Source organism: Synechococcus sp. HIMB2401 (assembly GCF_042883245.1).
GTDB lineage: Bacteria > Cyanobacteriota > Cyanobacteriia > PCC-6307 > Cyanobiaceae > Parasynechococcus.
The window spans coordinates 336,879-362,974 of sequence record NZ_JBDJKK010000001.1; the positions used below are offsets into that span (position 1 = coordinate 336,879).

The window sequence follows — 26,096 nt, forward strand, 5'->3', positions numbered from 1 at the left end:
TGGTAACAACAGATACTCGGGTTAAGCGATAAAAAGAATCTTTCTTGCCAGCCCAAAAATGGGCTATTTACGGTCTCGTTTGATAACGATGCGATGAAGTGGCTGCTCTCGAAACTCGGTTTACTCAAGCGGCATAAAAAGACCCAGGGTCCGAAGGACGACCTTTCGTTTTTTAAGACCTCGCTTCAGGCCAATGCCATTGCATGTCAATGGCTTCTAAGGAAGCAAACACAGCTCTTACTGAGGCAGAGCAAGGGGTCAGCATTAATGATCAGAATTAGGGATGCATCCGGTGATGGCACGGTTGCGAGCAAGTTGGTGGAGCTCAGCCTCAAGGCAACGCAGGCACAGATTGAAGCCCCATCTGCAAGCGGCCAGATGCTTCTTGAGCTTGGTTATCGCACTGTTGGTGGGGACTTCATCACGCTTGAGTATTCCTTCATTGACCTGGGCCCCAAAAAAGTTCTGCAGCCAGAGTTGACCAATTGGTTCAGTAATGAATCGGACAATATTCACCAAGACATGTACAACTTGGCGACTAAAGGGAAAGACCTTGGTGGATCTGAAGTTATGCCCTTGGGTCGTTAAGCGGAATTGCTCGTGCATGGGGGAGTGAACGGTGTGAGTGATAAAGAACCAGCCACTGATCTATTGATCAAGACGGGAAAACGAACGAAACAGGCCGGTTGTTCCCTATGTATTTCTGTGTGGCAGGTTTAGAAATAGATCCGACGAAGGGAGGCCCAGATGCTTTACACCCTGTTCCTCACAGCAGCAGCCTGCGCGGCAATCCTCGGCGTGATGGTCTCGTTTACGGCACTGTTCGGTGGATGCAGAATACCTAGGGATTTTCGGCGTTTTCGGGGGCTAGATGGGTCGGCTCATGAAAACCCATTGCGGATTTGGTGGCTATCTGGGCCTGGGGTTTCATGCCGCATACTTGGACGCCTCAAAACCCGTCAAGAAAAGACCTCTGAAGTTTTTCCTCCTTCAGAGGTCTGCGCCCCTCGTTTGACGCTCTCCCCAAAGGTGGGTTCGGTTTAATTCCAAAGGAACGGCGAGGTTATAAAAATAATTCTCATTCTTTGATGGTCGTCCCCAATAAATACTCATTTGAGTTTGGTTAATTTCGTGTCTGTGGTTTGCTGTGCCGTCATAGCTTATTGATTGTTGGAGAGGCTCATGCATTTTCCACCAGAAGCCCAGCAAAAGCGCTTATCTAAGGCGCAGTTCTTACATCTAGCGAAGGATGCAGAAGTCGAGGCAAACAAGCGACGCTGGAGCGTAATCTCCGAGCGTTTTCTCCATCAAGTTAAGTGAGCCTTCGATCGATTCCATTGTCGGCTCTTTCCGTCTGTTGAGTTGGCAGCGCCTCACCGCACTACCAGCATCATCGCTTGGACTGTGTTGAAACAGCCCCTTGCGTTTTGATCGGAAGCCGATAAGTAGGGTCATCTGCGCATGAGCCGGGTGTGATGCCCCGGCTTTTTTTTGCCCTGCGCTCCTTTCTATGGAGCCTCTGGAGGCATGGAACAGGCTCAAGGGGATGAGCTGGAAGACATGAGCTGTCGTTCTGCAGTTCGGCACCTACCACAGATCATCAGCGCCTTAGCTGGGTGGATCTGAATAACCCACAGCTGGGTGAGGCACGCCATCAACACATTTGCTGCTTTTGCCCCAGAAGGCAATGAGCGTTAACTCGGATAGCCATTAACCGCTGACGGGTGGAAAGTATGTCCATCGAGATCGGAGGAGCCAATGACGGCCGACACTCCACCTGAGCAAACAGCAGAAGCTGACTGACTTTCTGGCCCCTGCTCCAACAGTTTCCACTCATCCGTGAGGCTGGTCCTTTGACGAGGCGAGCGAAACGCCACGCCAATCGACACTCCAACTTGCACCGTCCCGTAGGCCAAAGCTTCATTGCCTCAGGTGCCCCGGAGCTTCATCAGCCACACCCCTGGACCCAATGGCCCCAGGCGCCACCACGCCAGACGCTTCGCCCCTCGCCAGAGATGGCACTACGACTTGACCTCTGCTCCTGATGGGATGGAAGGGACAGTTGGTGTCGGAAGCGAGGAATAAGAGAGGCCACCTCATTCCTGTCGTAGGTGGGCTGGCCTCTCAACACCCGACTACATCACGGGTTCAAGCATGCACAAACGAGCGAACTAGGCCGTCTCTTCCAGCTGGGAGGGGCGGCCTTCCACTTTGAGAGCAGATCAACTGTTCGCCTACGACGACGTGTTGTTTTTGCAGGGGCGTTCACCTCGCTTCAACTTGAGCCACATCGCTTTCTCAAGTGCTGTCAGCTTTGGAGAGGTTTCATGCAACGCAGCTTCGGCACGTCGCCTGGCGGCAATGATGAAACGGTCTGTCTTGTCTACTCCGTCGAATCCCATGTCCCTGAAGAGGACGACACTCGCAACGTAGACATACGAATCGTGTGTGCATCGAATGCCAGTGAGCCCTCACTTCAAGCGATGGCAAGAGCTGACTGGGACTCCCCTCACCCAATCAAATCTTGTCCGTCGCGAACGACCGCTTTCACATCGTTAGTGGTCTGGTCAACAACTCTGTAACTGCATGCCTTGACCCTCGACATGACACGTGCCCGTAGATAGGCCCTCACCTCCGTTTTAAAGCACAAATCCTTAATCCAATGATCAGGAGCGTCCTCTTGTTGGATGCAGTACAAGGCTCGTCCTGACTCACTCCTATCGGTGCTAACACAACCTGGCGTCTATGTTCGAGGATTGATTAAGCAGCTTTCTCGTCTGCAAGAGCGGTCATCAGCAGCGCACGGCACTGGGCTGGTCGCAAGTTGAACTCATCGATCAGCAGGCGTTGTATCGCCCCATGTTTCCTTCGTTCTCGCGCCAGCTCACGGGCACGTTGGATTTGTTCTGAGGAAAAGGTCATTCCCCCCTCGAAGCAAGTGATTGGTACTAAGTGACAAGCTCTCCAGAGCGTGATGGCCTCAATCAGGGGATCTTGGTGACATTCAGACCAGGTCTCTTCTCAAGAAGTCGCTGGACTTCCTGCATTCCCCTGACCACATGACAGACGCCTTCCTGGTCGCAGACCCTGTAGTACTCAAAACCTTCAGGCGCGTTGGTGAGCTTGGTAGGAGTCATCTCATCCATCCGGTTTTGGCCTGTGTTTTGTCTTCTGCTTCGGCACGAAGGAACCGTTTGTGTTGAGGTGACTCAAGACCAGCCATCTGAGTGCTCGGCCTTCCCAGAGGTTTGTCCTCGGCCTTGCTATCTGGCTTGTCCAACCCCATCAAAAGGGGATGAATTCCTCTTCTGCTCATTGTTGAGACCTCCTATGCAGATCTCGCGTTGTGGTCTTTCGGCCCTTCCGCGTGAGACGAACTTCTCACCTATATGAGAAGCCTGATACCCCCATGCGGGGGTATTGGCATCCATCCAACAGAAGTTGATTGAACAAGCCGGTGGTGTCGTTAGAAACTCCGCTGGTCCTTGAGCAAAAGCCCTGGTCCTGAGACGACCAGTGCTTTTCTCTCGTATCCGAAGCAAACCCTGGAGCCATCACTCCGGGGTTTTTTCTATGGATCGAACGCTCGATACGTCGAGCGTGGTTGTGTCAACAACGAAATGACAGGACAGGGCTCGACGTACCAAGTCCGCTGTTGATCCCATCTGGGGGTAGCTGTAGACGGCCTCGCAGCCGTTAAGTGACAGGGCAGAGAGTTGACCCGGAAGCAGCTCTCAGCTGTGCAGACTGATCTGGAAGTGAAGCCGCTTCCAGATTTTTTGTTACAGCTTTCCCCAGCAGTGCAATGACTCCTTGCTCCAGTAGTCGAGATGGGCCTCGGCGGTGGCCATGTCGTCACAGTAAACACGGCTGCCGTTGAACTCGGCTAAGTAACGGGGAGTGCTATCACCCACCAGCATGTGAATTGTCCCGCCTAGAGTTGTTCTCCGAACAAGTGAAGGGGCAAGAGACATACTCACCTCCAATTCATTCAAAAGAGAAAATATGATGATGGCTTGTAAGGGTCAAGCTTGTCATGAATGAAAATAAAGTACCTAGGTATTTATCCTCTCAAGTTCGTTTCCCTAGTGTGGGTTAAGTACCTAGTCCCAAAAAAGAGACTTCCGTCCTAGGACTAAGTCAGTTCCAAATGAGAGGTTGTATGAAAGGTTTCCTGAAGTGGTTTGGAGATGCTTTCGCCCATGCCATGGGCGCGATTGATGCAGAGGAGAAGAGCCATGTTCCTCCCCCAATTGGCACGACTCCTTACCGAGATCAACCGATGAAGAGAGGCCACGACTACTAGGTGTATGGATTGCTAGGTCTGAGCATTTTCGATGCCACCTCTAAGGGCATTGATTGATGGGGATCAGACTTGCCTCCTGCTTTCTTTGAGGCAGGAGGATTTTTTGTGGGTTGGTTGAGCTGATATTTGCTTTTCACTCAGCAAATCGCTTTCAATTTCGACGATTTTGCCTTGTAAGGCAATGAGCGTTAAGACCGATTGCCTGATGTGTGTCCCCTGACGAGAGTGAGTCCACTGAGATCGGAGGCGTCAATGAGAGACGACGGTCCAACCGAGCAGGTTTTAGAAGTCGCCTGACCTTTCGAGCATCTGCTCCACGAGTTTTCTCACCATCCATGGGCTTGCCCTAAATCCCGGCGCCATCACCGCTGGGGGGCACTCACCATTGAGTCAGAAAGTCCATCACCTGGAACCTTGGCCCCAGGAGTTTGAAAGGCCCGACACTTCGCCTCTCGCCAGGAATGGCATGCGGCATGGCCCCTGTTCAGCAACCACAGGGGTGTCGGAAGCGAGCAATAGGAGAGGTCACCCCATTCCTGTCGTAGATGGGCTGGCCTCTCATCCCCCGATCGCATCGCGGGGTCAAGAATGAACTAACGAGCGAGTTGTGCCGTCTTTTCAGGGGGAGAGCGGCTGCCCCTGCCTCAATGCTTTCCAGGAGAACCATGCAGACACAATCGAAGTCTCTAAGCCAACAGCGCCTTCTGATGTCTGTGGGTGCAGCGATGGAATGCCGCATCCGCAATGACAGGCAAAGCTATTTCGCTTTGGCCCGTGAGTTGGCCCATGCACAATTCATCCTTGCTGACTCGGAGTTGAGCTGTCGTCTTTGGCAAGATGTCGCCGACCGGGAGTTGGATGTAGCGAGGCTTCTTCATCTGCTTTATGGCGGCTGGGATGTTGAAGACGATGAAGAGATGCTTGAAGCAGACCAGCAGTTCCTGTCTCTCAAGGTGGTTTGATTTTCGGATACAGCTCGATTGAGCTGTTTTTCAACTCGTCCATAACAACATCAACAGGCCGTCTTCCTCTCATGGAGAACGGCCTGTTTTATTGTCGCTTGATATCTGACAACAAAGTACCTCGGTTAATCAAGGCATCAGATCATCCTTGCACGCTTTGCTGAAGCCCCACTCGCAGAACATTCATTCGCTGTCAGTGCACTGCATGGGGAATGATAATCATTCAGGAGTTAATCCTCAGGCATTACTCATTTGCGTTTGATTAACCTAAGGAAGGGGGTGGGACCTTGTCCTTTAGTGTTTCCATAATGTCTGAGGGATGTGATGAACACGATTCCAGACTCCGTCAGCTTCAGTCAGCTCTGCAGCTTTCTCAAGGCAAAGGTATCGGAAGATGATTTCGCCCAAGAAGTTGCTCTGGATTGGGAGCATCGCTTAAGCGAAATTCTTTTTGAGTTTGAAAGCTCTTTGGACGACTCCACCCAGGAGAAAACAGCCGACCAGCTCATGGCTCTTGGATCATTTCGAACCTATTTGATGCTGAGCCTGAGAGCCCTTAAATCAGCAGGGCTCTGAGTTTAAGAAGCCCTCTGCTGCCTCAAAGACTTTTGGGAGCAGAGGGACAGGAGACCTAAGCCTCATGGCATGCCAGGAGACTTAGCGTCTTGTAGTTTGCACATCCAGAAATTCCCGGGCTGTTCAACAGGCTCGGATGAGTCGTTAAGGGATAGAGCCGTAATCCAATCCCAATCTGTAGCCTGATTCCGTGGGAAGATCACCAAGCCCAGGGATCAAATTGATCCATGTGTGTTTTGGAGGGTCAATGTCTACCCTCCAGTCGCCGAAATAGCAAACTTCTGCGCTTTCGCAGATCAAGGTTGGACAATCACCGTGGGCGAGGGGCAAAACATGAATTGACATGATCGTTCTCCTTTACTCGTCAAAAATCTTGCAAGCTGAAGCAACTGGATCTACTGAGCAGCGATTTTTCCAGTAATCCTCCCTGCGGTTGCGAAAGTGCCTTTCGGCCAGCTGCCAGGAGGGGGACGGCTTTAAATTGTTTGGCCTCAAATAAACTGGCTTGATGCGTTCAAGCGAGCACTGCTTAGGGCTACAAGACATACTTCTCCTTATCCTCCTCTCACTATTTATCATCAAGAATGGAAAAAAGAAATAGGTACTTAACCAACCTCAATCATCTGGTCTTGTCCCCATTCGTCGCCCTCGTGATAAGCAGAAAAGCTGATACCAAAAATCATCTTCCTGTGTAGACAGGAAACAGCCACCGAGGACGCGATGAAAAGACTGACTCCAGCGCACCAGCTCAAGCGACGGATTAGTAGAGATGTCGAATTTGCCAAAGGGCTGCGTGCGTTAACCAGCACCACTGAAGCTGCCTGGTACTGCAACCTCAATGGAATCGCTATTTCTGCAAAAGAGTTGTTCTTTGAGCGAGGTCGTCTTTGCTCAGATGGAATTCCAACCTGGTCGGCTTAATTAGTCTTCCTTAGTTGGCGGTAGGGGGTATGGGCGAGCAGCCATCCCTCACTGGCTTGGGTGAGTAAGCAGAGGCAAGGCGTTTCATTCACGTTTCTGAGGCTTTCCTGCTACCAGCTTTGGAGGAGTTTCTGAACCGGGACGCCATGGCATCGGATCAAGATGAAACCTTCATGCGGCGGGCGATCCGGGTGATGAGGGATGCCGGTGTGGTGTACAAAACCGGTGGTCCCTTTGGTGCGGTGATCGTTAAGAACGGCCAAGTGATCGCCGCCGCAGGCAACAGCGTGATTCAGGACAAGGACCCCAGTGCCCATGCTGAGGTCAATGCCATCCGCCAGGCCTGCCGCACCCTCGACAACTGGGATCTCAGTGGTTGCGTGATGTATTCGAGCTGTGAATGTTGTCCGATGTGTTATTCCACCGCCTACTGGGCCAACATTCGCCAGGTCTTCTATGCAGCATCTTGGAGCGATTACGAGGATCTTTTCTCGGATCGGGCGATCAATGACGACATTCGCAGACCGGTGCCGGAAAAGGAAATTCGAATGCAGCAGATCCTTCAGAGCGAAGCCCAGGCGGTGTGGGCCGAGTTTCGTCAGTTGCCTGACGGTGCTCGCTACTGAATCACCGATCCACTCAGAAAGAAAACCCCAGGATTGAAGTGAACTCCCCCAGGGTTGCTTTGGCTTCGAACACGGGAGACGGGGTCCAAGACGTCTCCCTCTTGCCAATCAACTTCTGTAAAGCACAACTCGATACCCCCATCTGGGGCTGTCGTCGCTGCCAAGGGGATTGATCTGCCCTACCGCAGTGGCTTGCTGGACAGCAACCCTCATGATCATGCTGCAGTTTCTTTTCCGCCGACGTCGATTTCCATTCCCATTTCGAACGCCATGGTCACTTCTTTGAATGTCGAGTCATAGACCCTGTACGTTCCCATGGTCTCTGTTGATTTCGTCATGGCTGAGACATAGGCGTCGAACTCAGTCTTGAAACAGCATTGATCGACCCATTGACCATGAGCAACTTGTTTGTGAACGCAGAACATCTCACTCACCTCAAGTGCATCCACCAAAATGATCCACCTGTCACTGTGCCAGTTTAATCAGGACGGATTCAAACCTGTCTGAGTTCAGGGTGTCTTTTTTTGACAGTGTGGCCTGCTAGGCATTTTTGTTTGTAACCACTCGATGCAGTCTTGGAGGACTGTCTTAGAACTGAATTAGCCAATGAGTGCCTATGGATGTTTATTCTTTGTTGCTGATTATCTGTGTCATTTACCTGCTTCTCGTTGACACGAGTGGAGGTCATGGTTGGCATCGATAATTTGGTGATGTGTTATCGAGTTTGATCTGAGATTCGGGCGCTTCGTGGGTCGAGGCGCTTTTTTCTCTCGATTAGTGTTGGAGCAACCCTCGCTTCAGCCAGCGTCAGGAGCGAAGAGCATCCCGACGGGTGGTATGAGGCAGCTGGTGTGACCATCCAGCAATGTGCGGGAATGGTTTGCCTGTCTTGAGAGGGCTAATCGCCCTTTGAGGTGGGGAGGCATGGCGTTTTGAAAACCCATCACCGTGCACGCAGCCCACACGCTTATGAACACTGAACGAACCACATCAAGCATTTTCAATGCTTTAAGAAGTCTCAGGCTTTGGCGTGCCACGGCACTACCCCCATTTAGGAGTATTCGTGCTTCACCACGTTCAGGAATCCAACCTCATCTCGAGGGCATGCCTGACTTGATCACCAGGGCGACAAAGCTTGTTCCAGCGGAATGGAGTTGCTGCAAGCATCCAGCTACAGCAAAGCAACAGTATTGCTTGTTGGTTCTCTAATTTTATGTAACAAAACTGCTTTTTTATTGGATCTCAAAATTATCGGATCTAGACCAGAAGTAGCTCTTTGAGGAGCAGATGTTTGAACCACTTGCGGTCCAACTGCTCATTGGTCTCTATATCCTGATGATCATGCTTGAGGCTGCCAAAAAAGATGCATCCAGACAACATGGGATGGGATCATGATTGAACCTGTTGTTGTTCCATTCATCTGGTTGATTCTTTACCTTCTTATCGTTATCCACGATGCCGATCAACAAGAAGACAGCACACACCATCAGTGAACCTGAGGCAAACGAGTCATGACGTTCAGCGCTCGGCTCACTTCGAGCTGGTCTTTGGTTGCATCATCGAACCAGGCGTTAACGTCCTGACCCACGTGTCAGCTCCTATTCCATCAGGAGTTATCCCCGGTGCTTGATGTAAGAGGCTCCTCGATAGGTGAGGTGAATCTGGTCGATCGGTCGTGATCCAACCTGCCGGCATGTGTTGTAGTGCTCCTGCCTGTACGTGAGCTCCAAACAAGTCTTTGGCTTGGGTGTGGGTGCTTTGTAGGTGTGACCTCGATAGAGCAGATCATTCATGGGGATGTTCCTCGAATAGGAAAGAAACCCTGGTCGTGACGGCTCCAGGGTCTCCCTCAGCAACCGAGAGAGGTGTTCCGAAGCCTCCTTCGGTATTCGAAGAGCAAACACCTGCAGTAAGAGACAGGGTATTTGCTCGACGGCTGATGGAGTTACCAGCAACCCCATCGGCATACCCAATCAACCCGTGCTCATGCGTCTTAGCTACCCCCAATTGGGGAGGGTGTTGTTTACCGCCCTATGCCTGATCGCAACGTGGCTAGACCTGGATTAGCCAATAGGAGAGCGATGACAAGCCAATGCTGGACCATCATGGGTGGAGGAAGGATTTGCACCGATGACATCTCCAAAAAAAAGACCCCCTTTCATCTCTATCTCACCAAGGTTTTGCCGAAGGTGAAGAAGGAGTCTTGATTTTGAGCGGTAACCATCTTCGGAGCAGCCAAAGCCCGTCAGCCATTCGCCAATCGAGTACAAACGCCTAGTACGTGCAAGTACTAAAAAACCTAGGCTTGGCCTAGGTCCGTTCAGCGCTTCGTTTTGAAGCTGACCTGATCTGTTGGGGGCCGCCGCCAAGCTCGCCCCCTCCCAACCTTCAGGCTTTCGAAGGCTTGTTGCTTAAAGCTGCGGACATGGCAGTGGCCAACAGCATGCAGCCGGCGACAGCGAGAAAACCCATGGGTGTGAATTGGCTTTAGGAATCATTCCCGTTCACCTACCCACATGCCTGTCGCCGTTGTGACAGAACCGAAAGGGCGCTCATGAAGGCTGGCCAGCCTGAGTTGTCCCGATCCAGCCGCTCGTTGCGGATGGAAAGAAAGCCTCTTTTCTGCTGTATTCACTTGGATCAACCAGTAAAAATACTGTTGTAATTACACCACTTTTAGCAATCGACCTTGAGGAATAAGTTGTCCATAGAGATGAGGAGTGAAGATGGCTTTCCTTAATGTTTGCTTCTACTTGCTCGCTAGTTTTGCGTTGCTTGATTATCTCGGAAAGCTCTTCTATGAGCGATTATCTGAATGGCAGGAAGCGCGCCAGCTTGTTGGTGGTCATCCAGAGATGCGCGGAGTTGATCTTGAGCGAGATGACCTCATTTATTTCAAGGCAGATGACGCTATCCGTGAGGCCGTTCTCGGCAATGACGAAGCGGGTACCAATGATCCGTTTCTCGGTGACCTCTTCCTTCTTGATGAAGATGGTTTTTGACGAGACGCAAAATGTGCAAGGCCATCTGCGACTTGGCCGCCAAAGGCAGAGCCCTTGGTGGAGCTGAAGCCATGACTCTGGGCTGGTGAGCCTGATTGCAGTAGCTTGAGTGTTGGTGCGCTCCATTGGTCGGAGCTGGGGGGGGGTCTGCAGATCTTTTTCAGGCGAAACCACCGGTCAGGTGACCGCTCGAAGTTGGTTCCGCCGCCCCTGAGTGGTTCGGGCCGTCCCGGGGCACTTCAGTCGTAGCCCTGTCGAACCAGGATGAGACGTGCCACCTGCTACACGCTGGTCGTGTAAGCCGTACGCATAAATACTTAGTCGCTCTGTTAGGGCTGGGGTACGTCATGAGAGACGGAGGTCCCGGCATCGAACACCGGGACTTTTTCTTGGGCATCACTCACGGTTCGTCCGAAAAGGTTTGAACATGGACCAGGGTGTAGGGATACCGCCCCACCGTCTTCCGCCCCACCGTCTTTTGCCACAACTCCTTCTGATGAGCGATCAGGCAGAGGGACAAGCCATAGGCTGTCCATAGTTTGCTTCCCCATTTCCCATCCTCTAGGAACGATGAAGTTGTGAGGGAAATACCTCATGGGATGGAAACAAGGTCGCATCCCTGAGATTGTCTTTAGGCCTTTGGCGGAGGTCTTTTTTTGACTGCCCAGTTGTGAAGAGAGCTGTTTTCTTGTTCTCGAGCTTCAGGTATCAGCAACTACTGCAGCCAGTGTCAGCCCTGCCATGATTAATTAACTGCACAAAGTAAGTGACGCTTGAAGAGCAATACATCACTCTGATGGATGCGGCTGGAAGGGTTACGGATGAATGGTGTCGGGAAAAATTTATTCAGGAAGCAGACAATGTTTTACTGCACCTTAATGCTCAAGTTCTGAAGAACAGGCAAGAGCTCAACGCCATGTCTGCCTAAGGCGGTTGTCGTTCAAGCAGTGAGATCCCCGCTGGAAAGAAGGGTTGTTAATGGCTTGTGCCGATGAGCTTGCCTATCGACTCGCCAGTGCTTGTAAGACAGAGTTGCAAAAAGCGACCAAAGCACGGTGCTTGCGAAGCGGTGCTCTAAGGCCAACCGACGGGATGTGCTCCTCATCAGTAGGTTCCGTGGAAAACCGTTGCGATTACTGAAGCAAGCGAGCAAGTCAACAACGCAAGCAGTGCGAACTCCATGACGGTTGTGGTGTGGCCTGCTTCTGTCATGCCTCGGGTTGAAGTAGAGCTGTCGTAGCGGTCGGCACCAGAGAGCCCTGATACGCGCTTCTACCCATAGCGGCGAGGGACCTTGGCTTTTTCTTGGGGTGCTGACCACACACCTCGTTTTGTCGTGACGGCGACGACCAGTCGTTGAATCTCACGTCATCATTCGGTTGCTTCTTCGGTGAAGGGGCGATGCGTCGAACGCGGGGGTGCATAGGGAACACCCCCATTTTTTTGGCAGTTCGTTAACGATGCCCACGGCACCGCAGGCTGATTGAAGAGGGTGGTGTGGCTGGGACGCCAGCACCTTCGACGCATTCGTCCCCTTGATGATGGGCGGCATTCCCTGCCGCCTTTTTTTTGCCTCTGGTCGACCGAACCATGGCCGGTGTCCACGACCTGTTCCGACGGTTCTCCTACTCCCTTTCACGAGTTACCTCGATGAAAGTGAGGTGGTCGTCAAACGAGGGACACGGGCCTCTGGAGGTGAGATCTCCAGGGGCCTTTTTGTGTTCCTTTCGGCTCTTGTTGGGGAATCTCCCGCCCAGGGCTACAGCCCAATCGATGAGGGCTAGTTCAGTCGAATATGTTCAATTAATTGCACGAACTATTGGCTATGCAGCGATATCTTGATCGATATAGTCCAGAAAATGAATCACTCTTCTTTCCTTCTTCTCTTGCAAAGCTTCCTTGGCAAGAGTCAGCAGCTGATTTTCTCGGGCTTTGATGGCGGTTCTCCAACGTTTGGGTTTGGGATTGGTCACACGGAAAGGCCCTGAGAGTGGAGAAGTCCTTGAAGGCACAAGTCTTTTCAAGCCGCACGACGCTAGTGGTCACAAGTAAAAACCGCCAGGATGCGTGATGGTTGTTGATAAAGGTTCCTTTAGATACCGTTTATTTGTATCAGGCTGAACTCTCAGTTTGGCTGTGACAACAAGAGAAATTGCTTCAAGCGTGAAACCATTTCCAGGCACCCTTCGTGCGGAATCTCATGGGAACAGGGCTAATTGAAAAGCCTAGAGAGATTCGATGCGCAGTTGAAACCGGGAGCGGTTTGAGCCACAACTGGTTTGTCGCAGCAACTCAGATGGCTTCCAGCACTGAGCAACGCAGAACAGAAACCACGAGCTCCACTCGCATTGCAGCTGGACTCATCCTTGGGTTGGCATGTTTCGCTGCGGTGCTCACCGGAGGAATCTTTGTTGGGCAGACCATCGGTGAAGCATTGAGCACGCTCCAGACAATCGACCCAGTTCAGATGAACCCGCTTCGCTGAGATGTTGGAGCCGATCAGGCTTCAACGTCAGCCTTGTCATCGGCGTTGTGGTGGGCCTCAACTGAAGTGGCTTCGGCTGATTTGCTGCGAGGGCAGTCAGCAGCGTTGGCGGCGCCAATAAAAACAACCACCGCCATGATTGCGACGATCACGGAGCCGCCTACAAAAGCGAGGTTCGGACCTTTCACTTCAGGTGTGTGCTGATGGTCTGTGACCCTAGTGCTGGATTCAGATCTACGGGGCAACGTGGGTGGCACGGTCAGTGTTCACCCACGTGGTGGCCTCTATTGATCCTTGTTTTCTTTGTATCTGGGCAGGTCAGTCGGCTGAGCCAGCACATAAACGACAGCAGCAGAGATCACCACGGTGACCACGATGAGAGCGGTAATGGCTGCTGAGTAGTCGTTCACTGAAGTCTCCAAATAAAGAGGTTAGGGCTGACGCTTTCCTGGTTGCGTCAATTGCCCGAAAGCGCCTGGCTGTGGATCGTGGTCATCGTGTTGTTCAGATCACCCACATCCCGTAGCCCTTCGGCACTGAACCAGGGTGCGTTCTCCCAGCTGAAGCCTTCACCAAAGGTGTTGTCGGGTGCCGTGACGTACCAGTGACAGTCCACATCCGGCGTGTCAACGGAGCACTGCGACCAGTCCGGCTCCCATTGCGGCACTTGAACCCACATCACTGCTGCAAAGACCAGGGAGAACAAGGCTTTGAGCATCAACCGAGTGCGCCTTATCGAAACTTAACACGATTTGGTCTCAGGACTGGAATCGTCACTGGCATCGACGATCGCACCCTGAAGACTCAAGCAAGAACGTACTTCTGTAGTGGGTGACTCGATTTCAATCTGTTGAGCGGGGATACAACCGAAGTGCCGTGCTGTGCGTTCGAGGGCACACCGGTGGCGGAATCGCATTCCCTCACCGCTCGACGCGATGTGATTCCGTCGTGTGTCTCCAACTTGTGCATTCAAATCTGATCGACGTTCAAGGCGAAAGAACAACTTTGGAGAGTGTTGGCACCTGGCTTCGCGTCATCAACTGAAGACGTGATCCCGAAGCTGGCCTGTCGATTGAGGCCAAGCAGTCGCAGCCTCATCAAGCTGCGTGTCCTCCATGCTCTAAACGATGTACTGCGTTGAGCGAAGTGATGGGCCCGACCAATGGGTTCAAGAACAGTGCTTCAAAACTGAGTTCAAGGCGTTCGTGAATGCACGCGCCAAGTCGCTTGCTTTAGCGAACGTGTACCGCGTCATCTATCAAAGCCCTGGGCTCTCAGGTGAAGTGGTGAGAGTTGCGAAAGGAAAGGCGCTTTTAAATTCCAATGACCGGCTCGTTGGCTGAGCCGTTCAGATCAGGACTCTTGTGCTGGTTCCTCCTGGGGAATGGCACTGGAGTTGAGACTCGATGGGTCGGCGCCTTGGCTCAACTCTTCCGCTTTGGCCAATCGCTCCACCAGGCTGAGGGTGTCGTTGGGAGACAACTCGCCGTCATCACCCCACTTGAGACTGGCAAGGTCAAGTGGGCACATAGGGGAGCGTGATACTGCTTGGAAGCTATGGGCACCGAGATGCCTTCTGAGGCAATGCTCCCTGAAGATTCACGAAAGAAATCCTGAACTGAGTAACCACTCGATACTCATTGGTTGGTCACGCTTTCGTCCACGCACGATCCTGCCTTCATGGCGGCAGGCAATCGGGAAGGGTGGCTTCCTTGCTCTGTGCCTTCCCCCCTGCCACGTTTTCACACTGCAAGCTGCTGCAAACAAGAAAACCCCGGAGTGACGGCTCCAGGGCTTCCCTTATTCACCCGAAAGAATCAGTTTCAAAACTCTCTCGGATTCGAGGAGGAAAACCCCAAGAGCATGGAGGACCTCAGGGCATTCACTCGACGACCGCCGACAGATCGCTTGAACTGCCGCCGGTGTGATCAATCAACTCCTGTGCATTCGCTTCTCGATACCCCCATTTGGGGTGGCCATCGCAACGGTCATCTCAACCAAGGCGATTGCGTCACCTCCAGGGTGTACTCCCCTGTGCGGGTGAAGCGCAGCGGGATCGAGTTGATGCGGATGTAGGTCTCGCCCTGCTCGGCAGCCAGAAAGTTGAACTCATGCTCAGCACTGTTCACCATCACGTTGCCGCCGCGCTGCATGAAGTCACAGCGAAAGGTCTCCACGGTGGTGTTGGGGCCGTCGTAGCTGAGCAGTCGACAGGTTGAGGCAACAATCTCAGCACTTGCCGGAATGGCTGTGGCGATGGCAAGGCATGCCGCGGTGAGGCTGGTTCGAATGCAAATCATCGGAGCACCCCGCAGTGCGTTGCGTTCGATTCGTGCCCTCACTCTGCAGCCTCAATCCTTTCCAAGCCGGCGGTGTTGGGTGACTCGCAAGATTCTCTTAAGCATTGCGGGGCGCGTCTGCAACTGATCTGCGCGATAGTTGAACTACGCGAAAGGGCCTACAGACCACGACGCGAGATCTGAATAAGAGGAAACTTCAATGAGCAGGAGAGGTATCCATCCCCTGTTGATGGGCTTGGACAAACCCGAACGCAAACCCGCTGAGCCTTCAAAGGCCAATGATTTGTCTGGCAACGAATCGGCTCAACGCAAGCGGTTCATCCGTTCCGAGGAAGAAGATTCAGGCAATCAGCAGGCTGCTTGATCAAGTGATCAGAGCGCAGATGAGTCCATCCATCTGCGCTATCCGTCAACCGTTCTTCCTCTGGGAAGAGCGGTTGTCCTTGTGTAAAGGAATGGGTTAAGTACCTATTGATTCTGGAATGGGGAGGAGTAGAGATAAGTCAGCGACAAGGAGAGAGATGGTCACGATCTGCTCAGGTTTTTTCGATCTATGCATCCCGCTCAACGCCTTTGACAAGACGCAGCCAGACCAGGCGGATGCACCCAAGCAAGCGATGAAGTCTCAGCACGATCTGTACTGGGAGGAACGTTGCGACAAGTCCCCAACGGCACCGGGTTGCAAGATCTACGACGACTGATCGCCGCTCACTCGAGTTGAGACACGCGAGGCAATCCAATGAATTGCCTTCTGGTCAAACTACAACTCTTGGTTGTTCTGCTTCGGGTTGTTGTTTGCCATCCCGGAGGTCTTGCTTTGCCTCCGTGATATTTGCAAGAGAAGCGAAAAGCCCACCGTTGATGTGGCAAAGCACAATGCTGTGGCTTTTTCTGCTCGCTCAGAAGTTCAGGGTTGGCATGTCAACGCCAATCAACGTTCCGGTGTGAACTCTAATGAAAGACAAAATTGTCGTTCTCGACACGAATGTGCTGCTCCACGATCCTGAGGCGCCGCACCGCTTTGGTGATCTAAGGGTTGTGATCCCCATGCAAGTGGTTGAAGAAATTGATCGCTTCAAGAAAGATCACTCTGAAAAAGGCCGAAATGCCCGGCGGATTTCAAGGCTCCTGGATTCCTACCGGGCCCGCGGAAGCCTTGCCGATGGCGTTCCGATTGAGGGGACGAACCACGGCATGCTGCAGGTGATTTTCTGTCAGGCCCAAGCCCTTCAAGACTTACCGGCAGAGTTGCAGGGTGGTGGTGGTGACAACAACATCCTCGCGGTGGCCCTCGAGCAGATGCGATGCAGCGGGCTGAAACAGGCGCCCGAGGTTGTGTTGATCAGCAAAGACATCAACCTGCGAATCAAGGCTGATGCGGTGGGCCTGCATGCCGAGGACTACGTCAACGACAACGTTTCGATTGACGATCTCTACGCAGGCTTCCGTGAAGTCAGCACCGATGTGGAGACGATTCAGACCCTGCATGACGAGGATCAACTCCCTTTGGAAGCTGTCGCCGATCCCGAGGAGCAGCATCTTCAGGCCAATGAAGGTGTGGTGCTGGTGGATCAGCACAACGACAGCCACACCCTGCTGGCCCGGCATCAAGGCAACAGCAACATCATCAAGCCGCTTCAATGGTTGAATCGCGCGCATTTGGGCCGCATCAAGGCCAGAAACCGCGAGCAAAGCTTCGCGCTGGATCTGCTGCTCGATCCATCCGTCGCTCTGGTGACTTTGGTGGGCAAGGCCGGCACAGGCAAAACGTTGCTGGCCATCGCCGCGGGTCTGCACCAGGTGGCCGACACCCATCACTACGCCCGCCTGTTGGTGACGCGCCCACCGATCTCCCTCGGCAAAGACATTGGCTACCTGCCGGGCACGCTTGAGGAGAAACTCGGCCCCTGGATGAAGCCGATCATCGACAACATCGATTTCATCACCGGTTCCTCCCCTGGCGAGGAGGCTGAGCAGACGAAGAAGCAGCGGCACCGCGAACCACGCAATGCCTGGGCCGACCTGCAGGGCATGGGCTTGTTGGAGGTTGAAGCGATCAACACCATCCGAGGCCGATCAATTCCCCATCAGTTCCTGGTGGTGGATGAGGCGCAGAACCTCACACCCCTGGAAGTGAAGACGATCGTCACCCGGGTGGGTGAAGGAACCAAGGTTGTCTTCACCGGTGACCCCTATCAAATCGACAATCCCTATGTGGATGCCGAAAGCAACGGACTCACCTGGCTGGTGGAAAAGCTCAAAGGTCAGCCCCTGGTAGGCCACATGACCCTCACCAAAGGAGAACGCAGTGAACTGGCTGAATTGGCGGCCAACATCCTCTGACGCAAGACGACAACGCCGATATCGCCGACATCGCTACCACCAATGACTGTTAAACACATGAGCCAATTCCCAAATACTGCATCACCTGAGCAAGCCAACCTGGATGCAATTCTGAATTCCCCCACTTACAGAATTGCCCACGAAGATCAAGACCTTCTGAACAGCAACGACATGCGTGGTGTGCGCATGCTGCTTGAAATCACCAAGCCGGATCTGCATCTGGAAACAGCCGGGATTGAATCGACGATCATTGTTTTTGGTGGCGCCAGGATTGTCGATAACGACACCGCAGCAGCGAAGCTTGCGCAAGCCGAACAACGGCTCAGTGAAAATCCAGGCTCATCGGCGTTGAAGCGCCAAGTCGTCCATGGGCAACAGCTCGTGGAGTTGTCTCGTTTTTACGATGCAGCTCGGGAATTCGCCTCACTGGCGTCCCGGCACGGGCAGTGCAACAGGGAACAACCCCACGATTGCTCATCTCACGTGATCGTGACCGGTGGTGGGCCGGGAATCATGGAAGCCGCCAACCGGGGTGCCTTTGAGGCCGGCTGCCGCTCGATTGGGCTGAACATCACCCTTCCGTTTGAGCAACATCCCAATCCCTACATCACCCCTGATCTCTGCTTCAAGTTCAACTACTTCTCACTGCGCAAATTCCATTTTGTGATGCGCTCGATTGGCGCCATCCTCTTCCCGGGCGGGTTTGGCACGCTCGATGAACTGTTTGAGCTGCTCACCCTCAGGCAGGTTGGCACCAAAGGCAGCATGCCCATTGTTCTGTTTGGAACAGAGTTCTGGCGAAGGTTGGTGGATTTCGATTACCTCGCCGAGACGGGCTTAATTTCAGATGATGATCTTGATCTGATTCATTTCTCGGATTCAGCGGAAGAAGCCTGGGATTTCATCCGCAGCCGAACGGGAGAAGAACCTGAGAGTAATTGATCAGATTATTGATCAAAACATCGACATGGCTTTGATCTTGCTCAGCTTCAGTTGATTGAGACCATTCAGGTCGTCGTAGTTGATCAGCTTCTGCTTGATCATGTCGGCCAAGGTGAACAGGATGTTACTGAAATCAAATTCCATCCTTCCTTCATATTGATAGCGCTCCGTACTCAGATAATCGTGAAATTGCCAGATTGATTCAGGCGTGTCCAGCTTGGTGCTCAAATTCTTGAGATTGTCAATCAAGATCACGATGGATCGCTGTTTGCCCAGATCAAAAGCCTGCCGGGCAACCGCTTCTTCTTCAGAGGTCCAATCGGTTGCAGACATGGAGTGTGAGGAGGGAGAGAGCGTAGGGAAACTGGTTCTGTTGAGAACTCAGTGCACCAATCGACCAGTGCGTAGTTCCGGCAACAGGAACCAGGGCGCTTTGGGATGGTTGTGATGCTCGCGATGGTAGCCAAAATGGTAACAAGCGAGCAGTGATACAAACGGATGAAGATTCAAGCTTTTGATTGAAACTTCGTGGCCTGTTTGTGTGTGTTCTTTTCGATGGGGCAGGTAAGTGCCAACAAAGAAAAGTTGTGCGGTGCTGATCAGCAAAGGAAGCAGAAAAACCACAGAAACTGTGATCAACGGCTGGCTCTGATGCGGTTGCGCTGCAAGCAGCAGAACCGTGAGAACGAGGACCAGTCGGCTGAGTTGTGCTGCGTTGAGGTAGTTGCGCATAAAGCGAACCAACCAAGCCAGCAGCGATCGGTTGTTGGTGGGGCAGAAGTCGGGGTCAGCCACCGATTCAGGCATGCGGTGATGCCGATGGTGGTTCCGTTTGCAGGCGTCGTAGTTGAGGCCGGCGTAGAGCCATAAACAGACCCGGCCGATTCCTTGGTTGATCCCTGTATGGCCCGGCACCAGGCTGTTGTGCATGGCGTCGTGGGCAAGGATGAACAGACCGGTGTGCAGGAAGCTGCGGACCAGAACCCAGGCGGTGATCATCAGGGGATGCAGCTGATCCAGGTCAAACTGCAGGCCGATGACCAGGGTCACCAGCCAGGAGAAGCCGATCAGGGCTCCCAGCTGGAGACCGCGCCAGGCGCTGCCCTTCAAGTTGTCACTTGGCACCAAGCTTGAGCAGTTCAGCGGGCGAGGCGAGCAGGTCGATGGCAACGAAGTAGATCTTGTCTTTTTCATCGAGCAGGAAGCGCCAGGCCACGTTCATGCCCACTTCGCGGCCGAACCAGGGGGTCTGCACTTTGCCGGTGACCTTGATTTGGTTGAAGCCACCTTCTGCCGGTTCGCCGAACCCGCCCTGGGGCATCAGCTTCAGGTTCTGGCAGTCGCGCTTGAAGAACTTGAGGATCGCTTCGCGGCCCACGATCGGACGCTGGAAGGGGGGCTGTAGCGCGCCGTCGTCGAGGAAGAGATCGATAAGCTGATCGAAATCGTTGGCGTTCAGCAGCTGCATGTAGCTGAGGATCGTCTGGTTGAGCACGCCGGGGATGAAGATTTCCTCGCGTTCTTCCACTGGCGTGGGGGCGACGATCGGCTCGGCAACGATCTTGTCGTCGTCAATGTTGGGATCGAATCCCATGTCGACGACGAAGTTACGCAGCAGGGTGATCTGCTGGCCCTGCTCCACCTTCTTCACCGCCTCGAGCACGGAGTTGGCGTTAGCGGAGAGCTTGTAGCCCTGGGGGATTGGGGCGACTTTGCCCTGGCGCATGTATTCGCCCAGCTCGTACCAGAAGCAGAGCTTCACGTTCACCGACCAGTAGGCGTAGGTGCTGGAGATCGGGCTGTTGATCTTGGCGGCCAGGTCGCACATGACCTTGGTCTGCTCGTCGAAGCTCATCGCCAGGATCTGGTCGAGGATCGGGCGAGCCAGTTGCATCCTTGCCGCCCCGGGGGCGGCCACGGTGATGGTCTGGCCCATCTCGAGGTAGGCGAACCAGATCAGGGCGAGTTGGTCTTCTGCCGAGAGCAGCTTGAAGCGTGCGGTGATGGCCGGAACGGCATCAGCAGTAAGGGTGTCCGGGAAAATCTGGCGGGCTTTATCGAGCGTGAACATCCAGGACGGATCGAGGGGTTTGCGGACTGTAACACTATGTTTCGTTATGTAAACGGGTCCCTCTGCCCGGCTTTTCGCTCGTTAGCGAACACTCCCTGCTGCAGGGTTTTTCCTGATGTCTCGCCCGCTAACGGGGTTCTTCTCTGCTCCTGTTTGGTCGGTTTAAGGCAGAGGTCTACGTCTGCTGGCGCAGTTTCTTGAGTTGATCCTCGATCTGAAAGCGCAGCTGCCTCAGGTTTTCAACATTGATCTGGTGTTCGCCAGAACTCCAGTGCTGCGGGTTGGCGACACGGATCTCCAGCTCGCGCAGGCGGGAGCGATCAGATTGCATGGCGAACTCCACGGCCGGATCAAGTCTGTTGCCGCAGCTGCCGCCACTACATGAGTTTTTCTACTGGGTAAGGGAAAACGACTGATTTGCTTCGGAAGTGGACTCAGATGGATCCCGATTCCAGCAGGTGGTCCATCAAGGCCGCATAGAGCTGGGTCTTCATGTTCAACAGGCAGGCCTGTTCGTTGGCATCACCACCGGGCCAGTTGGCGTAGGCCTCTGATACAGCTCGGTGCAGAAGACGCAAGGCATCCATTTCCACCGAGATGGTGGTGATCATTTGGTTGTCTTCCATCGTTATTAGTTGTGAGCAACGAAAGCAGCTGACTTCAGAGGCCCTGGGACTGCTGGCGCACGATCCAGGCGGAGGCGGCTTGCTGTTGTTTCCAGGCCACCAAGAGGTCTTTGGCAATGCTTTTCAGAGCTGCAAGATCATCCGAGTTGTCGATCTCGCGTGAGAATTTTTCGATTTCAAATTTCTGGCCCAGAGTCAACGCGATCGGTTCCATTGGCTTGTGGCTTGGTGAGCGGAACGTACCCCGGATCTTCTGGAGCAGCAAATCAGAAACGTAGTACTTGCAACCGATTTGCGGAAAGAATGCTCAACTCAATGCATTGCTTGCATTACAGAACATTTCTGAATGCCGCTGATCGCTCGGATCGCAAAGGCTTATGGCCTTAGAAAGCATGTACAGGCCTGGAGCTGATGCATTTCTCCTGGGAAAAACATCTGGAATTGTCCAGAAATGTAGCTGTTGCCTCAGACAAAAATCAGGGCACAGCTCTTGCCCTGATGGGTGTTGCGCTCACCATGCTGGCCACGGATCTTCTGGCCCATGAATTGAAGGCCTCGGTCTTGCCCACCTCCAGGGCTTGATTCAGAGAAAGTCCATTTCGTCTTCGTTGTTGTCGTCTTCCCTCGATTGAATCCAAAGGGCTGAGAGCGGAAAGATAAAGCAGCCGGCAATCAGGAATTCCATGGGCTTTGGACTTGGTTGAAGCCACGATCTGTTGGATTCCAACGAGAAGCTGTATCAACCGCTGTCGTGCTTCTTGAATTTGGTTGCCGATCAATCCGTTTAATCGTGTTGAGTGTTTGTGCTTAATCAGCCGATGCTGATCAAGGTGACACCGGCCACAAACAGCAGAACAGACAACACCAGCAAGCCACTGTTCATCGGTTGCTGGCGCGTTTGATCGAGTCCATCCCCAGGCGTGCAGCCCGTCGGCCCAGGCCCACTGCCGCTTGGGCGGTGCTTTTGATCACATCCTTGGCGGTGCTGCGGACCCGGCGGGGACTGCGTTGCATGGCATCGGGCCAGGATCCTTCCGGCCAGCGCTGAACACGGCGACCAACACGGTCACCGAGTTGAAGCAGGGATCGACGCAGCCGACTGGCCACAGCTTTGAAGCAACAGCATCAATGTGCTGTCTCCAATCCAGTGGTGTTGTGCCAAATGACACGAAGGGGGTTTGGTGATTACGTCGTTGCTCTACATCCCTCAATTGAGGGATATGGCCATACAGATGGCACCCTCAACTGAGGGATGTGGAATCCATTGGCGTGTTGCTCAATAAAAGCGCGCCGCCGGTTTGCATGTCTCCTCTGTATGACCTGATTCTTCAGCGCAAGGGAGAGCTGCAGAACGAAACGGTGCAGGTGGTCGATGCCGCCCAGGCCTGGCGCCTGGGGCGTGAGCGCTATCCCCACTGCATCCGGGGTGTTGTCCGTAGGGATGCTGAGTGTGATGGCTCTGCAGCTGAGCCATCCAAACGCCGCTCAAAGAAGGGCATCCGAACAGCCTGGGATGGAGCTGCGGCTCGAGTCGCGCGCGCTGAACGAAGCCGTCGAAGCGACGGCGCAGTTTTTCAAGACCGAGCGGGTGGTGGCCTGCTGCGGTGATCGCCTCACCCTGGCTTGTCTTTGCCTGGCGGAGCCGATCCGCCGTGCCGTGGTGGGTGCCGCCACCACTGAAGAGGAAGGCTTTGAGCTGGTGCTGCGCCACAAGCCGAGCCTGCTGATCTGCAGTTCGGATCTGGAGACCGGCTACGGCATGAACCTGCTGCGGCGCGTGAAGGCGGAGCTGCCCACCTGCCAGCTGTTGATCGTGCTGGTGCGCGAAACCCAGGCCGTGGTGCATGAGGCGATGGAGGCCTACGCCGATGCGGCGATCTTCAAATCAAGCCTCGGCACCGGCAAGGGCGATTTCGTCCAAGCCCTCCAGACCCTTTCTGAAGGCGGGGTGTATCTCCCCGAAGAGATTCGCCAGCTCGGTGCTGCCCAGGCGCCGAACCCCAGTCTGCCGCCGTTGATTGAAGAGCTCATCGAGCGGTAACTGGAGGTGGTGGCCGGCGTCGCTCGCGGCCTCACCAACCAGGGCATCGGCAGCAGCCTCGGCATCTCGGTGGAAACGGTGAAGACCCACGTGGTGAACGCCAAAGACAAGTTGGGCGCCGCGGATCGCACCCAGCTGGCGGTGATGGCGTTGCTCTACGGCCTGATCGATCCCCTCGGCTGAGTCCTAGTGGGGGTGTTCGGTGATCGCTTTTTCGGTGATCGCCTGTTCGGTGATCACGGTCGTGATCGTGCTTCGGTTGGCTTTGCTTAATCCATAGGGTCACTCCGTTGATTTTTGAGTGATGTCCGAGGAAACCACCAACCAGCAGTCCTGCGGCGGCAAGAAGCGGGCGATGCTCGCCTATGGCCTGGTTCAGATCTCCGCCACCGTGGTGTCGGCTGTGTCGTTGGCGGCCATTGCCGTTGGCCTTTGCGCCGTGAAGCAGGAGAGCCGTCTATTCAATGGCTGCGTCGAAACTGTTGTGGCTGAGGGCCGCTCCCAAGCCGAAGCCGTTCGCTACTGCAACGGCGGCTGATTCCGCAAGAATTCAGTTCAGAACTGGCTTTTCAGTCGTTTCAAGTTGTGGCGATCACGCCGCAGTCAGCAGCTTTGATTGCGCCATGTAACGCTCACTTTGAACTATTTATAAGTTCATCAGCGCGCGTGAAGTCATCGCCATAACTTGAACTGAATTTCATTGGTCTTTCGGATGCCAGCTCTGAAGTACAAGCGGGATTTCACCCACGATCAACGGGTGTCCTTCGCCTTTGCGAACTCCGCGACTGCCACCAAGAGCGCCAGCTCCAACGCCGGCAAAGCTGCATCCAGCACCGCTGAATACAAGCAGAACCAATGCGCCTCGATGGGCATCGGCATGGGTCCTCGCATCCATGAGGTCTGCCCCTTCGGAGCGGTGAACCACTCCTACGCCGCCACCGGCAGCTCGGCCTTGGAAACCGCCATCGCTGCTGCTTATAAGCAGGTGTTCGGCAACATCGGCATCGCCGACAGCCAGCGCCTCACCTCCCTGGAAGCCTTCCTCTGTGATGGCCGCATCAACGTGCAGGGCTTCATGGGCGGCCTGGTCAAGTCCGACCTCTACAAGCAGAAGTTCTTCCACGCCGTGTCGCCCATGCGCGGCATCGAGCTCACCACCAAGCACCTGCTGGGCCGTCCTCCGGTGAGTCAGCAGGAAATCAGCGCTGGCATCCAGCTGATTGCTGATCAGGGCTTCGATGCCTTCGTCGACAGCCTCACCCACTCCGAGGAGTACCTCGAGACCTTCGGCACCGACACGGTTCCCTACCTGCGCGGCTTCAAGTCGGAAGCCCGGGCCGCCTGCTCCACCTTTGTGGGCATGGCTGACCTCACCCCGGCCAACGCCAGCGCCGAGCACGTGATGTACACCGGCCCTCTGCTGGTGAAGCGCCTCACCAAAGACCTCAGCGGCTTCACTGCTGGCAGCGGTGCCTTCTCCGGAGATGGTGCTGGCTTCTCCTACACCAACGCCGTCAAGAACGCCCGCAACAGCGCCTACCGCCGCATGTATGGCGGCAAGTTCAACTACGGCAGCTATTGATCCCCTGCTTCAAGCAGCGATCAACAGATCAGTGAACGGCAGGAGGGACAACCCTCCTGCTTTTTTCATGAGTATTCCTACTCATTGAGAATGATCCTCGTTCCCGTAAGGTCGGCAAACTGTTTGCCTTGGGCATGCATTACTTCGGGCTATTGGTGCACGAAAGCGGCCAAGTGACGCCGTTGTTTGGCACTGAAGTTCTCGAAGTAGCTGTCTCTAAATTCTTTGAATGCTGTCTGAGAGCGGGATATAAGCCCACTGAAGTTCATCTGCGTCTGATCAAATCGGCATCCCCGCAATTTCCGGCTGAGATCTGTTTGGATAAAAATCTGTTGGTGTCGGGCTACAACCTTCAGGTGGAAAATTATCAATAACCTGCCGATGGTTTCGCTGCGGTTCGGCGAAGCGGATGACATCTTGGGGATTGCCCCCGCTTGATGCTCCGTGGCCAGCCCCGCCGACGCCGACGCCAACCTCAAGCGGGCCCTCGAGCAGCTCAATGAGAACGAGGCGGCTGTGGCCGAGGCGATCAATGAGGCCCGCGCCGAGCATGCCCGCAGTGAACCGCCCCTCACCGGGGCGGCCTTGCTGGAGCGGATCGATCAGCTAGTCAGCCAGCGGTCCCTCGACAGCCAGGACGCGGCGCTCCTCTGCCACTGGCCCGATGCCGCCTCCATCGGCCAGGCCTGGTTTGAGCTCAAGCACCCGGGCAAGACTGTGCCCAGCCCAATGCTCGTGCTCGACGCCTACCTCGTTGGCGCCCCGCCATTTCTGAGCAAGGCCCAGCGGGATCTGGTGGGTGACTGGTACCGCAGCAAGGTGAGCGCCAATCCCGAGTACACCGATGCAGTCACCGGGGCGGCCAAGGCCTTCGTGCTGATCGGTGATCTCAATGCCAGTGCCGCCGGCATGGCCTGGCAGACGATCATTCCCGATCTGCTCGAGCAAGGGCACGATCTGGAGTTCAACGTCACCAAGGAACAGGTGACGGCGGCGGCGGCCCGCTGGATTGTTGCGGTGGCCGACACCTTCGCGCCACCATCGCTGGATTAACGCGAGCGATCGATGGGTCTGCAGCTGGTTTCCGCCGACTACCTCCATGAGGACGGCATCACCTACCGGATCCGCCGCGACAGCCTCGAGCAGGACTTCAACATTGAGGAGAAGCGCGACGGAACCTGGGTGGATTGCGGCCTGGATCAGGCGGTGAAGGATGTGAACTTCGCTGAGTTCAAGCGCCTCGGCCTGCTGATCAAGAAGGTGATGGATGCCGATCAGTGGTTGGCCTGAAAGTCCTTGGATCGCAGCTGCCG

The 26,096-nt window shown here is 54.3% G+C and carries 34 protein-coding genes; 19 read left to right on the forward strand and 15 right to left on the reverse strand.

Features of this window, described 5'->3' with window-relative positions:
- Positions 1 to 93: 93 nt before the first annotated feature.
- On the forward strand, positions 94 to 588 hold the full coding sequence (locus AAXE93_RS02090; RefSeq protein ID WP_390127696.1) for a hypothetical protein: 495 nt from the start codon (positions 94 to 96) through the stop codon (positions 586 to 588).
- Between the two features lie 3,194 nt (positions 589 to 3,782).
- Here the strand turns inward: AAXE93_RS02090 and AAXE93_RS02095 are convergent.
- On the reverse strand, positions 3,783 to 3,914 hold the full coding sequence (locus AAXE93_RS02095) for a hypothetical protein (protein ID WP_390127698.1): 132 nt from the start codon (positions 3,912 to 3,914) through the stop codon (positions 3,783 to 3,785).
- Positions 3,915 to 5,013: 1,099 nt separating this feature from the next.
- Here AAXE93_RS02095 and AAXE93_RS02100 point away from each other — a divergent pair.
- The 3 genes from AAXE93_RS02100 to AAXE93_RS02110 all read left to right on the forward strand — a co-directional run bounded on the left by AAXE93_RS02100 (position 5,014) and on the right by AAXE93_RS02110 (position 7,391).
- On the forward strand, positions 5,014 to 5,268 hold the full coding sequence (locus AAXE93_RS02100; protein ID WP_390128653.1) for a hypothetical protein: 255 nt from the start codon (positions 5,014 to 5,016) through the stop codon (positions 5,266 to 5,268).
- A gap of 324 nt (positions 5,269 to 5,592) precedes the next feature.
- Entirely contained in the window at positions 5,593 to 5,844 is a 252-nt protein-coding gene (locus tag AAXE93_RS02105) for a hypothetical protein (protein ID WP_390127700.1), read from the forward strand.
- A 1,067-nt stretch (positions 5,845 to 6,911) separates the two neighbouring features.
- On the forward strand, positions 6,912 to 7,391 hold the full coding sequence (locus AAXE93_RS02110) for a nucleoside deaminase (RefSeq protein ID WP_390127702.1): 480 nt from the start codon (positions 6,912 to 6,914) through the stop codon (positions 7,389 to 7,391).
- A gap of 215 nt (positions 7,392 to 7,606) precedes the next feature.
- Here AAXE93_RS02110 and AAXE93_RS02115 read toward each other — a convergent pair whose 3' ends face one another.
- Both AAXE93_RS02115 and AAXE93_RS02120 read right to left on the reverse strand, forming a co-directional pair.
- The gene (locus tag AAXE93_RS02115) at positions 7,607 to 7,840 is read right to left on the reverse strand and encodes a hypothetical protein (RefSeq protein WP_390127704.1); all 234 of its coding nucleotides are present in this window, start codon (positions 7,838 to 7,840) and stop codon (positions 7,607 to 7,609) included.
- A 1,164-nt stretch (positions 7,841 to 9,004) separates the two neighbouring features.
- Positions 9,005 to 9,358, reverse strand: coding sequence for a DUF4278 domain-containing protein (locus tag AAXE93_RS02120; protein WP_390127706.1), 354 nt, complete (start codon positions 9,356 to 9,358; stop codon positions 9,005 to 9,007).
- Positions 9,359 to 10,117: 759 nt separating this feature from the next.
- Between AAXE93_RS02120 and AAXE93_RS02125 the strand changes: the two genes are divergently transcribed.
- The gene (locus AAXE93_RS02125) at positions 10,118 to 10,393 is read left to right on the forward strand and encodes a hypothetical protein (RefSeq protein ID WP_390127708.1); all 276 of its coding nucleotides are present in this window, start codon (positions 10,118 to 10,120) and stop codon (positions 10,391 to 10,393) included.
- Between the two features lie 766 nt (positions 10,394 to 11,159).
- The gene (locus AAXE93_RS02130) at positions 11,160 to 11,321 is read left to right on the forward strand and encodes a hypothetical protein (RefSeq protein ID WP_390127710.1); all 162 of its coding nucleotides are present in this window, start codon (positions 11,160 to 11,162) and stop codon (positions 11,319 to 11,321) included.
- Between the two features lie 895 nt (positions 11,322 to 12,216).
- Here the strand turns inward: AAXE93_RS02130 and AAXE93_RS02135 are convergent.
- From AAXE93_RS02135 to AAXE93_RS02155, 5 genes are all read right to left on the reverse strand, one after another.
- Entirely contained in the window at positions 12,217 to 12,366 is a 150-nt protein-coding gene (locus tag AAXE93_RS02135; RefSeq protein ID WP_390127712.1) for a hypothetical protein, read from the reverse strand.
- A 526-nt stretch (positions 12,367 to 12,892) separates the two neighbouring features.
- Positions 12,893 to 13,030 (reverse strand): hypothetical protein, encoded by a 138-nt coding sequence (locus AAXE93_RS02140; RefSeq protein WP_390127714.1) that lies wholly within the window; start codon positions 13,028 to 13,030, stop codon positions 12,893 to 12,895.
- A gap of 305 nt (positions 13,031 to 13,335) precedes the next feature.
- Complete coding sequence (locus AAXE93_RS02145) at positions 13,336 to 13,596, reverse strand: hypothetical protein (RefSeq protein ID WP_390127716.1); 261 nt, start codon at positions 13,594 to 13,596, stop codon at positions 13,336 to 13,338.
- A 635-nt stretch (positions 13,597 to 14,231) separates the two neighbouring features.
- Entirely contained in the window at positions 14,232 to 14,408 is a 177-nt protein-coding gene (locus AAXE93_RS02150) for a hypothetical protein (RefSeq protein ID WP_188020603.1), read from the reverse strand.
- Positions 14,409 to 14,866: 458 nt separating this feature from the next.
- A complete protein-coding gene (locus AAXE93_RS02155; RefSeq protein ID WP_390127718.1) occupies positions 14,867 to 15,220 on the reverse strand; it encodes a hypothetical protein in 354 nt (117 codons plus the stop codon).
- A 193-nt stretch (positions 15,221 to 15,413) separates the two neighbouring features.
- Between AAXE93_RS02155 and AAXE93_RS02160 the strand changes: the two genes are divergently transcribed.
- The 4 genes from AAXE93_RS02160 to AAXE93_RS02175 all read left to right on the forward strand — a co-directional run bounded on the left by AAXE93_RS02160 (position 15,414) and on the right by AAXE93_RS02175 (position 18,463).
- Positions 15,414 to 15,542 (forward strand): hypothetical protein, encoded by a 129-nt coding sequence (locus AAXE93_RS02160; protein ID WP_284500072.1) that lies wholly within the window; start codon positions 15,414 to 15,416, stop codon positions 15,540 to 15,542.
- Between the two features lie 157 nt (positions 15,543 to 15,699).
- On the forward strand, positions 15,700 to 15,879 hold the full coding sequence (locus tag AAXE93_RS02165; protein WP_390127721.1) for a hypothetical protein: 180 nt from the start codon (positions 15,700 to 15,702) through the stop codon (positions 15,877 to 15,879).
- Positions 15,880 to 16,132: 253 nt separating this feature from the next.
- Positions 16,133 to 17,521, forward strand: coding sequence for a PhoH family protein (locus tag AAXE93_RS02170; protein WP_390127723.1), 1,389 nt, complete (start codon positions 16,133 to 16,135; stop codon positions 17,519 to 17,521).
- Positions 17,522 to 17,578: 57 nt separating this feature from the next.
- Positions 17,579 to 18,463, forward strand: coding sequence for an LOG family protein (locus AAXE93_RS02175; RefSeq protein ID WP_390127725.1), 885 nt, complete (start codon positions 17,579 to 17,581; stop codon positions 18,461 to 18,463).
- A 12-nt stretch (positions 18,464 to 18,475) separates the two neighbouring features.
- Here the strand turns inward: AAXE93_RS02175 and AAXE93_RS02180 are convergent, their stop codons facing one another.
- The 6 genes from AAXE93_RS02180 to AAXE93_RS02205 all read right to left on the reverse strand — a co-directional run bounded on the left by AAXE93_RS02180 (position 18,476) and on the right by AAXE93_RS02205 (position 21,374).
- Entirely contained in the window at positions 18,476 to 18,796 is a 321-nt protein-coding gene (locus tag AAXE93_RS02180) for a hypothetical protein (RefSeq protein ID WP_390127727.1), read from the reverse strand.
- 48 nt (positions 18,797 to 18,844) lie between these two features.
- Positions 18,845 to 19,588, reverse strand: coding sequence for a fatty acid desaturase (locus tag AAXE93_RS02185; protein ID WP_390127729.1), 744 nt, complete (start codon positions 19,586 to 19,588; stop codon positions 18,845 to 18,847).
- On the reverse strand, positions 19,578 to 20,534 hold the full coding sequence (locus tag AAXE93_RS02190; protein WP_390127731.1) for an orange carotenoid-binding protein: 957 nt from the start codon (positions 20,532 to 20,534) through the stop codon (positions 19,578 to 19,580). The genes AAXE93_RS02185 and AAXE93_RS02190 overlap by 11 nt, the downstream gene beginning before the upstream one ends.
- 175 nt (positions 20,535 to 20,709) lie before the next feature.
- Positions 20,710 to 20,865, reverse strand: a complete 156-nt coding sequence (locus tag AAXE93_RS02195; RefSeq protein WP_170951393.1) for a hypothetical protein — start codon at positions 20,863 to 20,865, stop codon at positions 20,710 to 20,712.
- Between the two features lie 103 nt (positions 20,866 to 20,968).
- The gene (locus AAXE93_RS02200) at positions 20,969 to 21,145 is read right to left on the reverse strand and encodes a hypothetical protein (protein WP_186497626.1); all 177 of its coding nucleotides are present in this window, start codon (positions 21,143 to 21,145) and stop codon (positions 20,969 to 20,971) included.
- Between the two features lie 49 nt (positions 21,146 to 21,194).
- Entirely contained in the window at positions 21,195 to 21,374 is a 180-nt protein-coding gene (locus tag AAXE93_RS02205; RefSeq protein ID WP_114989333.1) for a hypothetical protein, read from the reverse strand.
- Between the two features lie 197 nt (positions 21,375 to 21,571).
- On the opposite strand from AAXE93_RS02205, the gene AAXE93_RS02210 reads away from it, so the two are divergent.
- Positions 21,572 to 21,742, forward strand: a complete 171-nt coding sequence (locus tag AAXE93_RS02210; protein WP_390127734.1) for a hypothetical protein — start codon at positions 21,572 to 21,574, stop codon at positions 21,740 to 21,742.
- 297 nt (positions 21,743 to 22,039) lie between these two features.
- Here the strand turns inward: AAXE93_RS02210 and AAXE93_RS02215 are convergent, their stop codons facing one another.
- A complete protein-coding gene (locus tag AAXE93_RS02215; protein ID WP_390127736.1) occupies positions 22,040 to 22,267 on the reverse strand; it encodes a hypothetical protein in 228 nt (75 codons plus the stop codon).
- 147 nt (positions 22,268 to 22,414) lie between these two features.
- Between AAXE93_RS02215 and AAXE93_RS02220 the strand changes: the two genes are divergently transcribed.
- From AAXE93_RS02220 to AAXE93_RS02255, 8 genes are all read left to right on the forward strand, one after another.
- Entirely contained in the window at positions 22,415 to 22,768 is a 354-nt protein-coding gene (locus AAXE93_RS02220; protein ID WP_390127738.1) for a hypothetical protein, read from the forward strand.
- Complete coding sequence (locus AAXE93_RS02225; RefSeq protein WP_390127740.1) at positions 22,674 to 23,201, forward strand: DNA-binding response regulator; 528 nt, start codon at positions 22,674 to 22,676, stop codon at positions 23,199 to 23,201. The genes AAXE93_RS02220 and AAXE93_RS02225 overlap by 95 nt, the downstream gene beginning before the upstream one ends.
- 9 nt (positions 23,202 to 23,210) lie before the next feature.
- The gene (locus AAXE93_RS02230) at positions 23,211 to 23,384 is read left to right on the forward strand and encodes a response regulator transcription factor (protein WP_390127743.1); all 174 of its coding nucleotides are present in this window, start codon (positions 23,211 to 23,213) and stop codon (positions 23,382 to 23,384) included.
- A 121-nt stretch (positions 23,385 to 23,505) separates the two neighbouring features.
- Positions 23,506 to 23,739 carry a hypothetical protein gene (locus AAXE93_RS02235; RefSeq protein ID WP_115082419.1) on the forward strand — a complete coding sequence of 78 codons (234 nt, stop codon included), beginning with the start codon at positions 23,506 to 23,508 and terminating at the stop codon, positions 23,737 to 23,739.
- A gap of 174 nt (positions 23,740 to 23,913) precedes the next feature.
- On the forward strand, positions 23,914 to 24,783 hold the full coding sequence (locus tag AAXE93_RS02240; RefSeq protein ID WP_390127746.1) for a phycobilisome rod-core linker polypeptide: 870 nt from the start codon (positions 23,914 to 23,916) through the stop codon (positions 24,781 to 24,783).
- Between the two features lie 134 nt (positions 24,784 to 24,917).
- On the forward strand, positions 24,918 to 25,157 hold the full coding sequence (locus tag AAXE93_RS02245; protein WP_390127748.1) for a hypothetical protein: 240 nt from the start codon (positions 24,918 to 24,920) through the stop codon (positions 25,155 to 25,157).
- 70 nt (positions 25,158 to 25,227) lie between these two features.
- Positions 25,228 to 25,836 (forward strand): hypothetical protein, encoded by a 609-nt coding sequence (locus tag AAXE93_RS02250; RefSeq protein WP_390127750.1) that lies wholly within the window; start codon positions 25,228 to 25,230, stop codon positions 25,834 to 25,836.
- 12 nt (positions 25,837 to 25,848) lie between these two features.
- Positions 25,849 to 26,073 carry a hypothetical protein gene (locus tag AAXE93_RS02255; RefSeq protein WP_390127752.1) on the forward strand — a complete coding sequence of 75 codons (225 nt, stop codon included), beginning with the start codon at positions 25,849 to 25,851 and terminating at the stop codon, positions 26,071 to 26,073.
- Positions 26,074 to 26,096: the final 23 nt, after the last annotated feature.

Excerpts from the sequence above, each read along its gene's own strand:
- AAXE93_RS02245 (WP_390127748.1), top strand. The coding sequence starts at position 24,918 with ATGCATTACTTCGGGCTATTGGTGCACGAAAGCGGCCAAGTGACGCCG.
- AAXE93_RS02190 (WP_390127731.1), bottom strand. The coding sequence starts at position 20,534 with ATGTTCACGCTCGATAAAGCCCGCCAGATTTTCCCGGACACCCTTACT.
- AAXE93_RS02145 (WP_390127716.1), bottom strand. The coding sequence starts at position 13,596 with ATGCTCAAAGCCTTGTTCTCCCTGGTCTTTGCAGCAGTGATGTGGGTT.
- AAXE93_RS02210 (WP_390127734.1), top strand. The coding sequence starts at position 21,572 with ATGCATTTCTCCTGGGAAAAACATCTGGAATTGTCCAGAAATGTAGCT.
- AAXE93_RS02225 (WP_390127740.1), top strand. The coding sequence starts at position 22,674 with ATGGAGCTGCGGCTCGAGTCGCGCGCGCTGAACGAAGCCGTCGAAGCG.
- AAXE93_RS02200 (WP_186497626.1), bottom strand. The coding sequence starts at position 21,145 with ATGATCACCACCATCTCGGTGGAAATGGATGCCTTGCGTCTTCTGCAC.
- AAXE93_RS02100 (WP_390128653.1), top strand. The coding sequence starts at position 5,014 with ATGTCTGTGGGTGCAGCGATGGAATGCCGCATCCGCAATGACAGGCAA.
- AAXE93_RS02240 (WP_390127746.1), top strand. The coding sequence starts at position 23,914 with ATGCCAGCTCTGAAGTACAAGCGGGATTTCACCCACGATCAACGGGTG.
- AAXE93_RS02105 (WP_390127700.1), top strand. The coding sequence starts at position 5,593 with ATGAACACGATTCCAGACTCCGTCAGCTTCAGTCAGCTCTGCAGCTTT.
- AAXE93_RS02150 (WP_188020603.1), bottom strand. The coding sequence starts at position 14,408 with ATGTGCCCACTTGACCTTGCCAGTCTCAAGTGGGGTGATGACGGCGAG.
- AAXE93_RS02110 (WP_390127702.1), top strand. The coding sequence starts at position 6,912 with ATGGCATCGGATCAAGATGAAACCTTCATGCGGCGGGCGATCCGGGTG.
- AAXE93_RS02180 (WP_390127727.1), bottom strand. The coding sequence starts at position 18,796 with ATGTCTGCAACCGATTGGACCTCTGAAGAAGAAGCGGTTGCCCGGCAG.
- AAXE93_RS02090 (WP_390127696.1), top strand. The coding sequence starts at position 94 with ATGAAGTGGCTGCTCTCGAAACTCGGTTTACTCAAGCGGCATAAAAAG.
- AAXE93_RS02255 (WP_390127752.1), top strand. The coding sequence starts at position 25,849 with ATGGGTCTGCAGCTGGTTTCCGCCGACTACCTCCATGAGGACGGCATC.
- AAXE93_RS02195 (WP_170951393.1), bottom strand. The coding sequence starts at position 20,865 with ATGCAATCTGATCGCTCCCGCCTGCGCGAGCTGGAGATCCGTGTCGCC.
- AAXE93_RS02235 (WP_115082419.1), top strand. The coding sequence starts at position 23,506 with ATGTCCGAGGAAACCACCAACCAGCAGTCCTGCGGCGGCAAGAAGCGG.
- AAXE93_RS02175 (WP_390127725.1), top strand. The coding sequence starts at position 17,579 with ATGAGCCAATTCCCAAATACTGCATCACCTGAGCAAGCCAACCTGGAT.
- AAXE93_RS02165 (WP_390127721.1), top strand. The coding sequence starts at position 15,700 with ATGGTCACGATCTGCTCAGGTTTTTTCGATCTATGCATCCCGCTCAAC.
- AAXE93_RS02205 (WP_114989333.1), bottom strand. The coding sequence starts at position 21,374 with ATGGAACCGATCGCGTTGACTCTGGGCCAGAAATTTGAAATCGAAAAA.
- AAXE93_RS02120 (WP_390127706.1), bottom strand. The coding sequence starts at position 9,358 with ATGCCGATGGGGTTGCTGGTAACTCCATCAGCCGTCGAGCAAATACCC.
- AAXE93_RS02170 (WP_390127723.1), top strand. The coding sequence starts at position 16,133 with ATGAAAGACAAAATTGTCGTTCTCGACACGAATGTGCTGCTCCACGAT.
- AAXE93_RS02125 (WP_390127708.1), top strand. The coding sequence starts at position 10,118 with ATGGCTTTCCTTAATGTTTGCTTCTACTTGCTCGCTAGTTTTGCGTTG.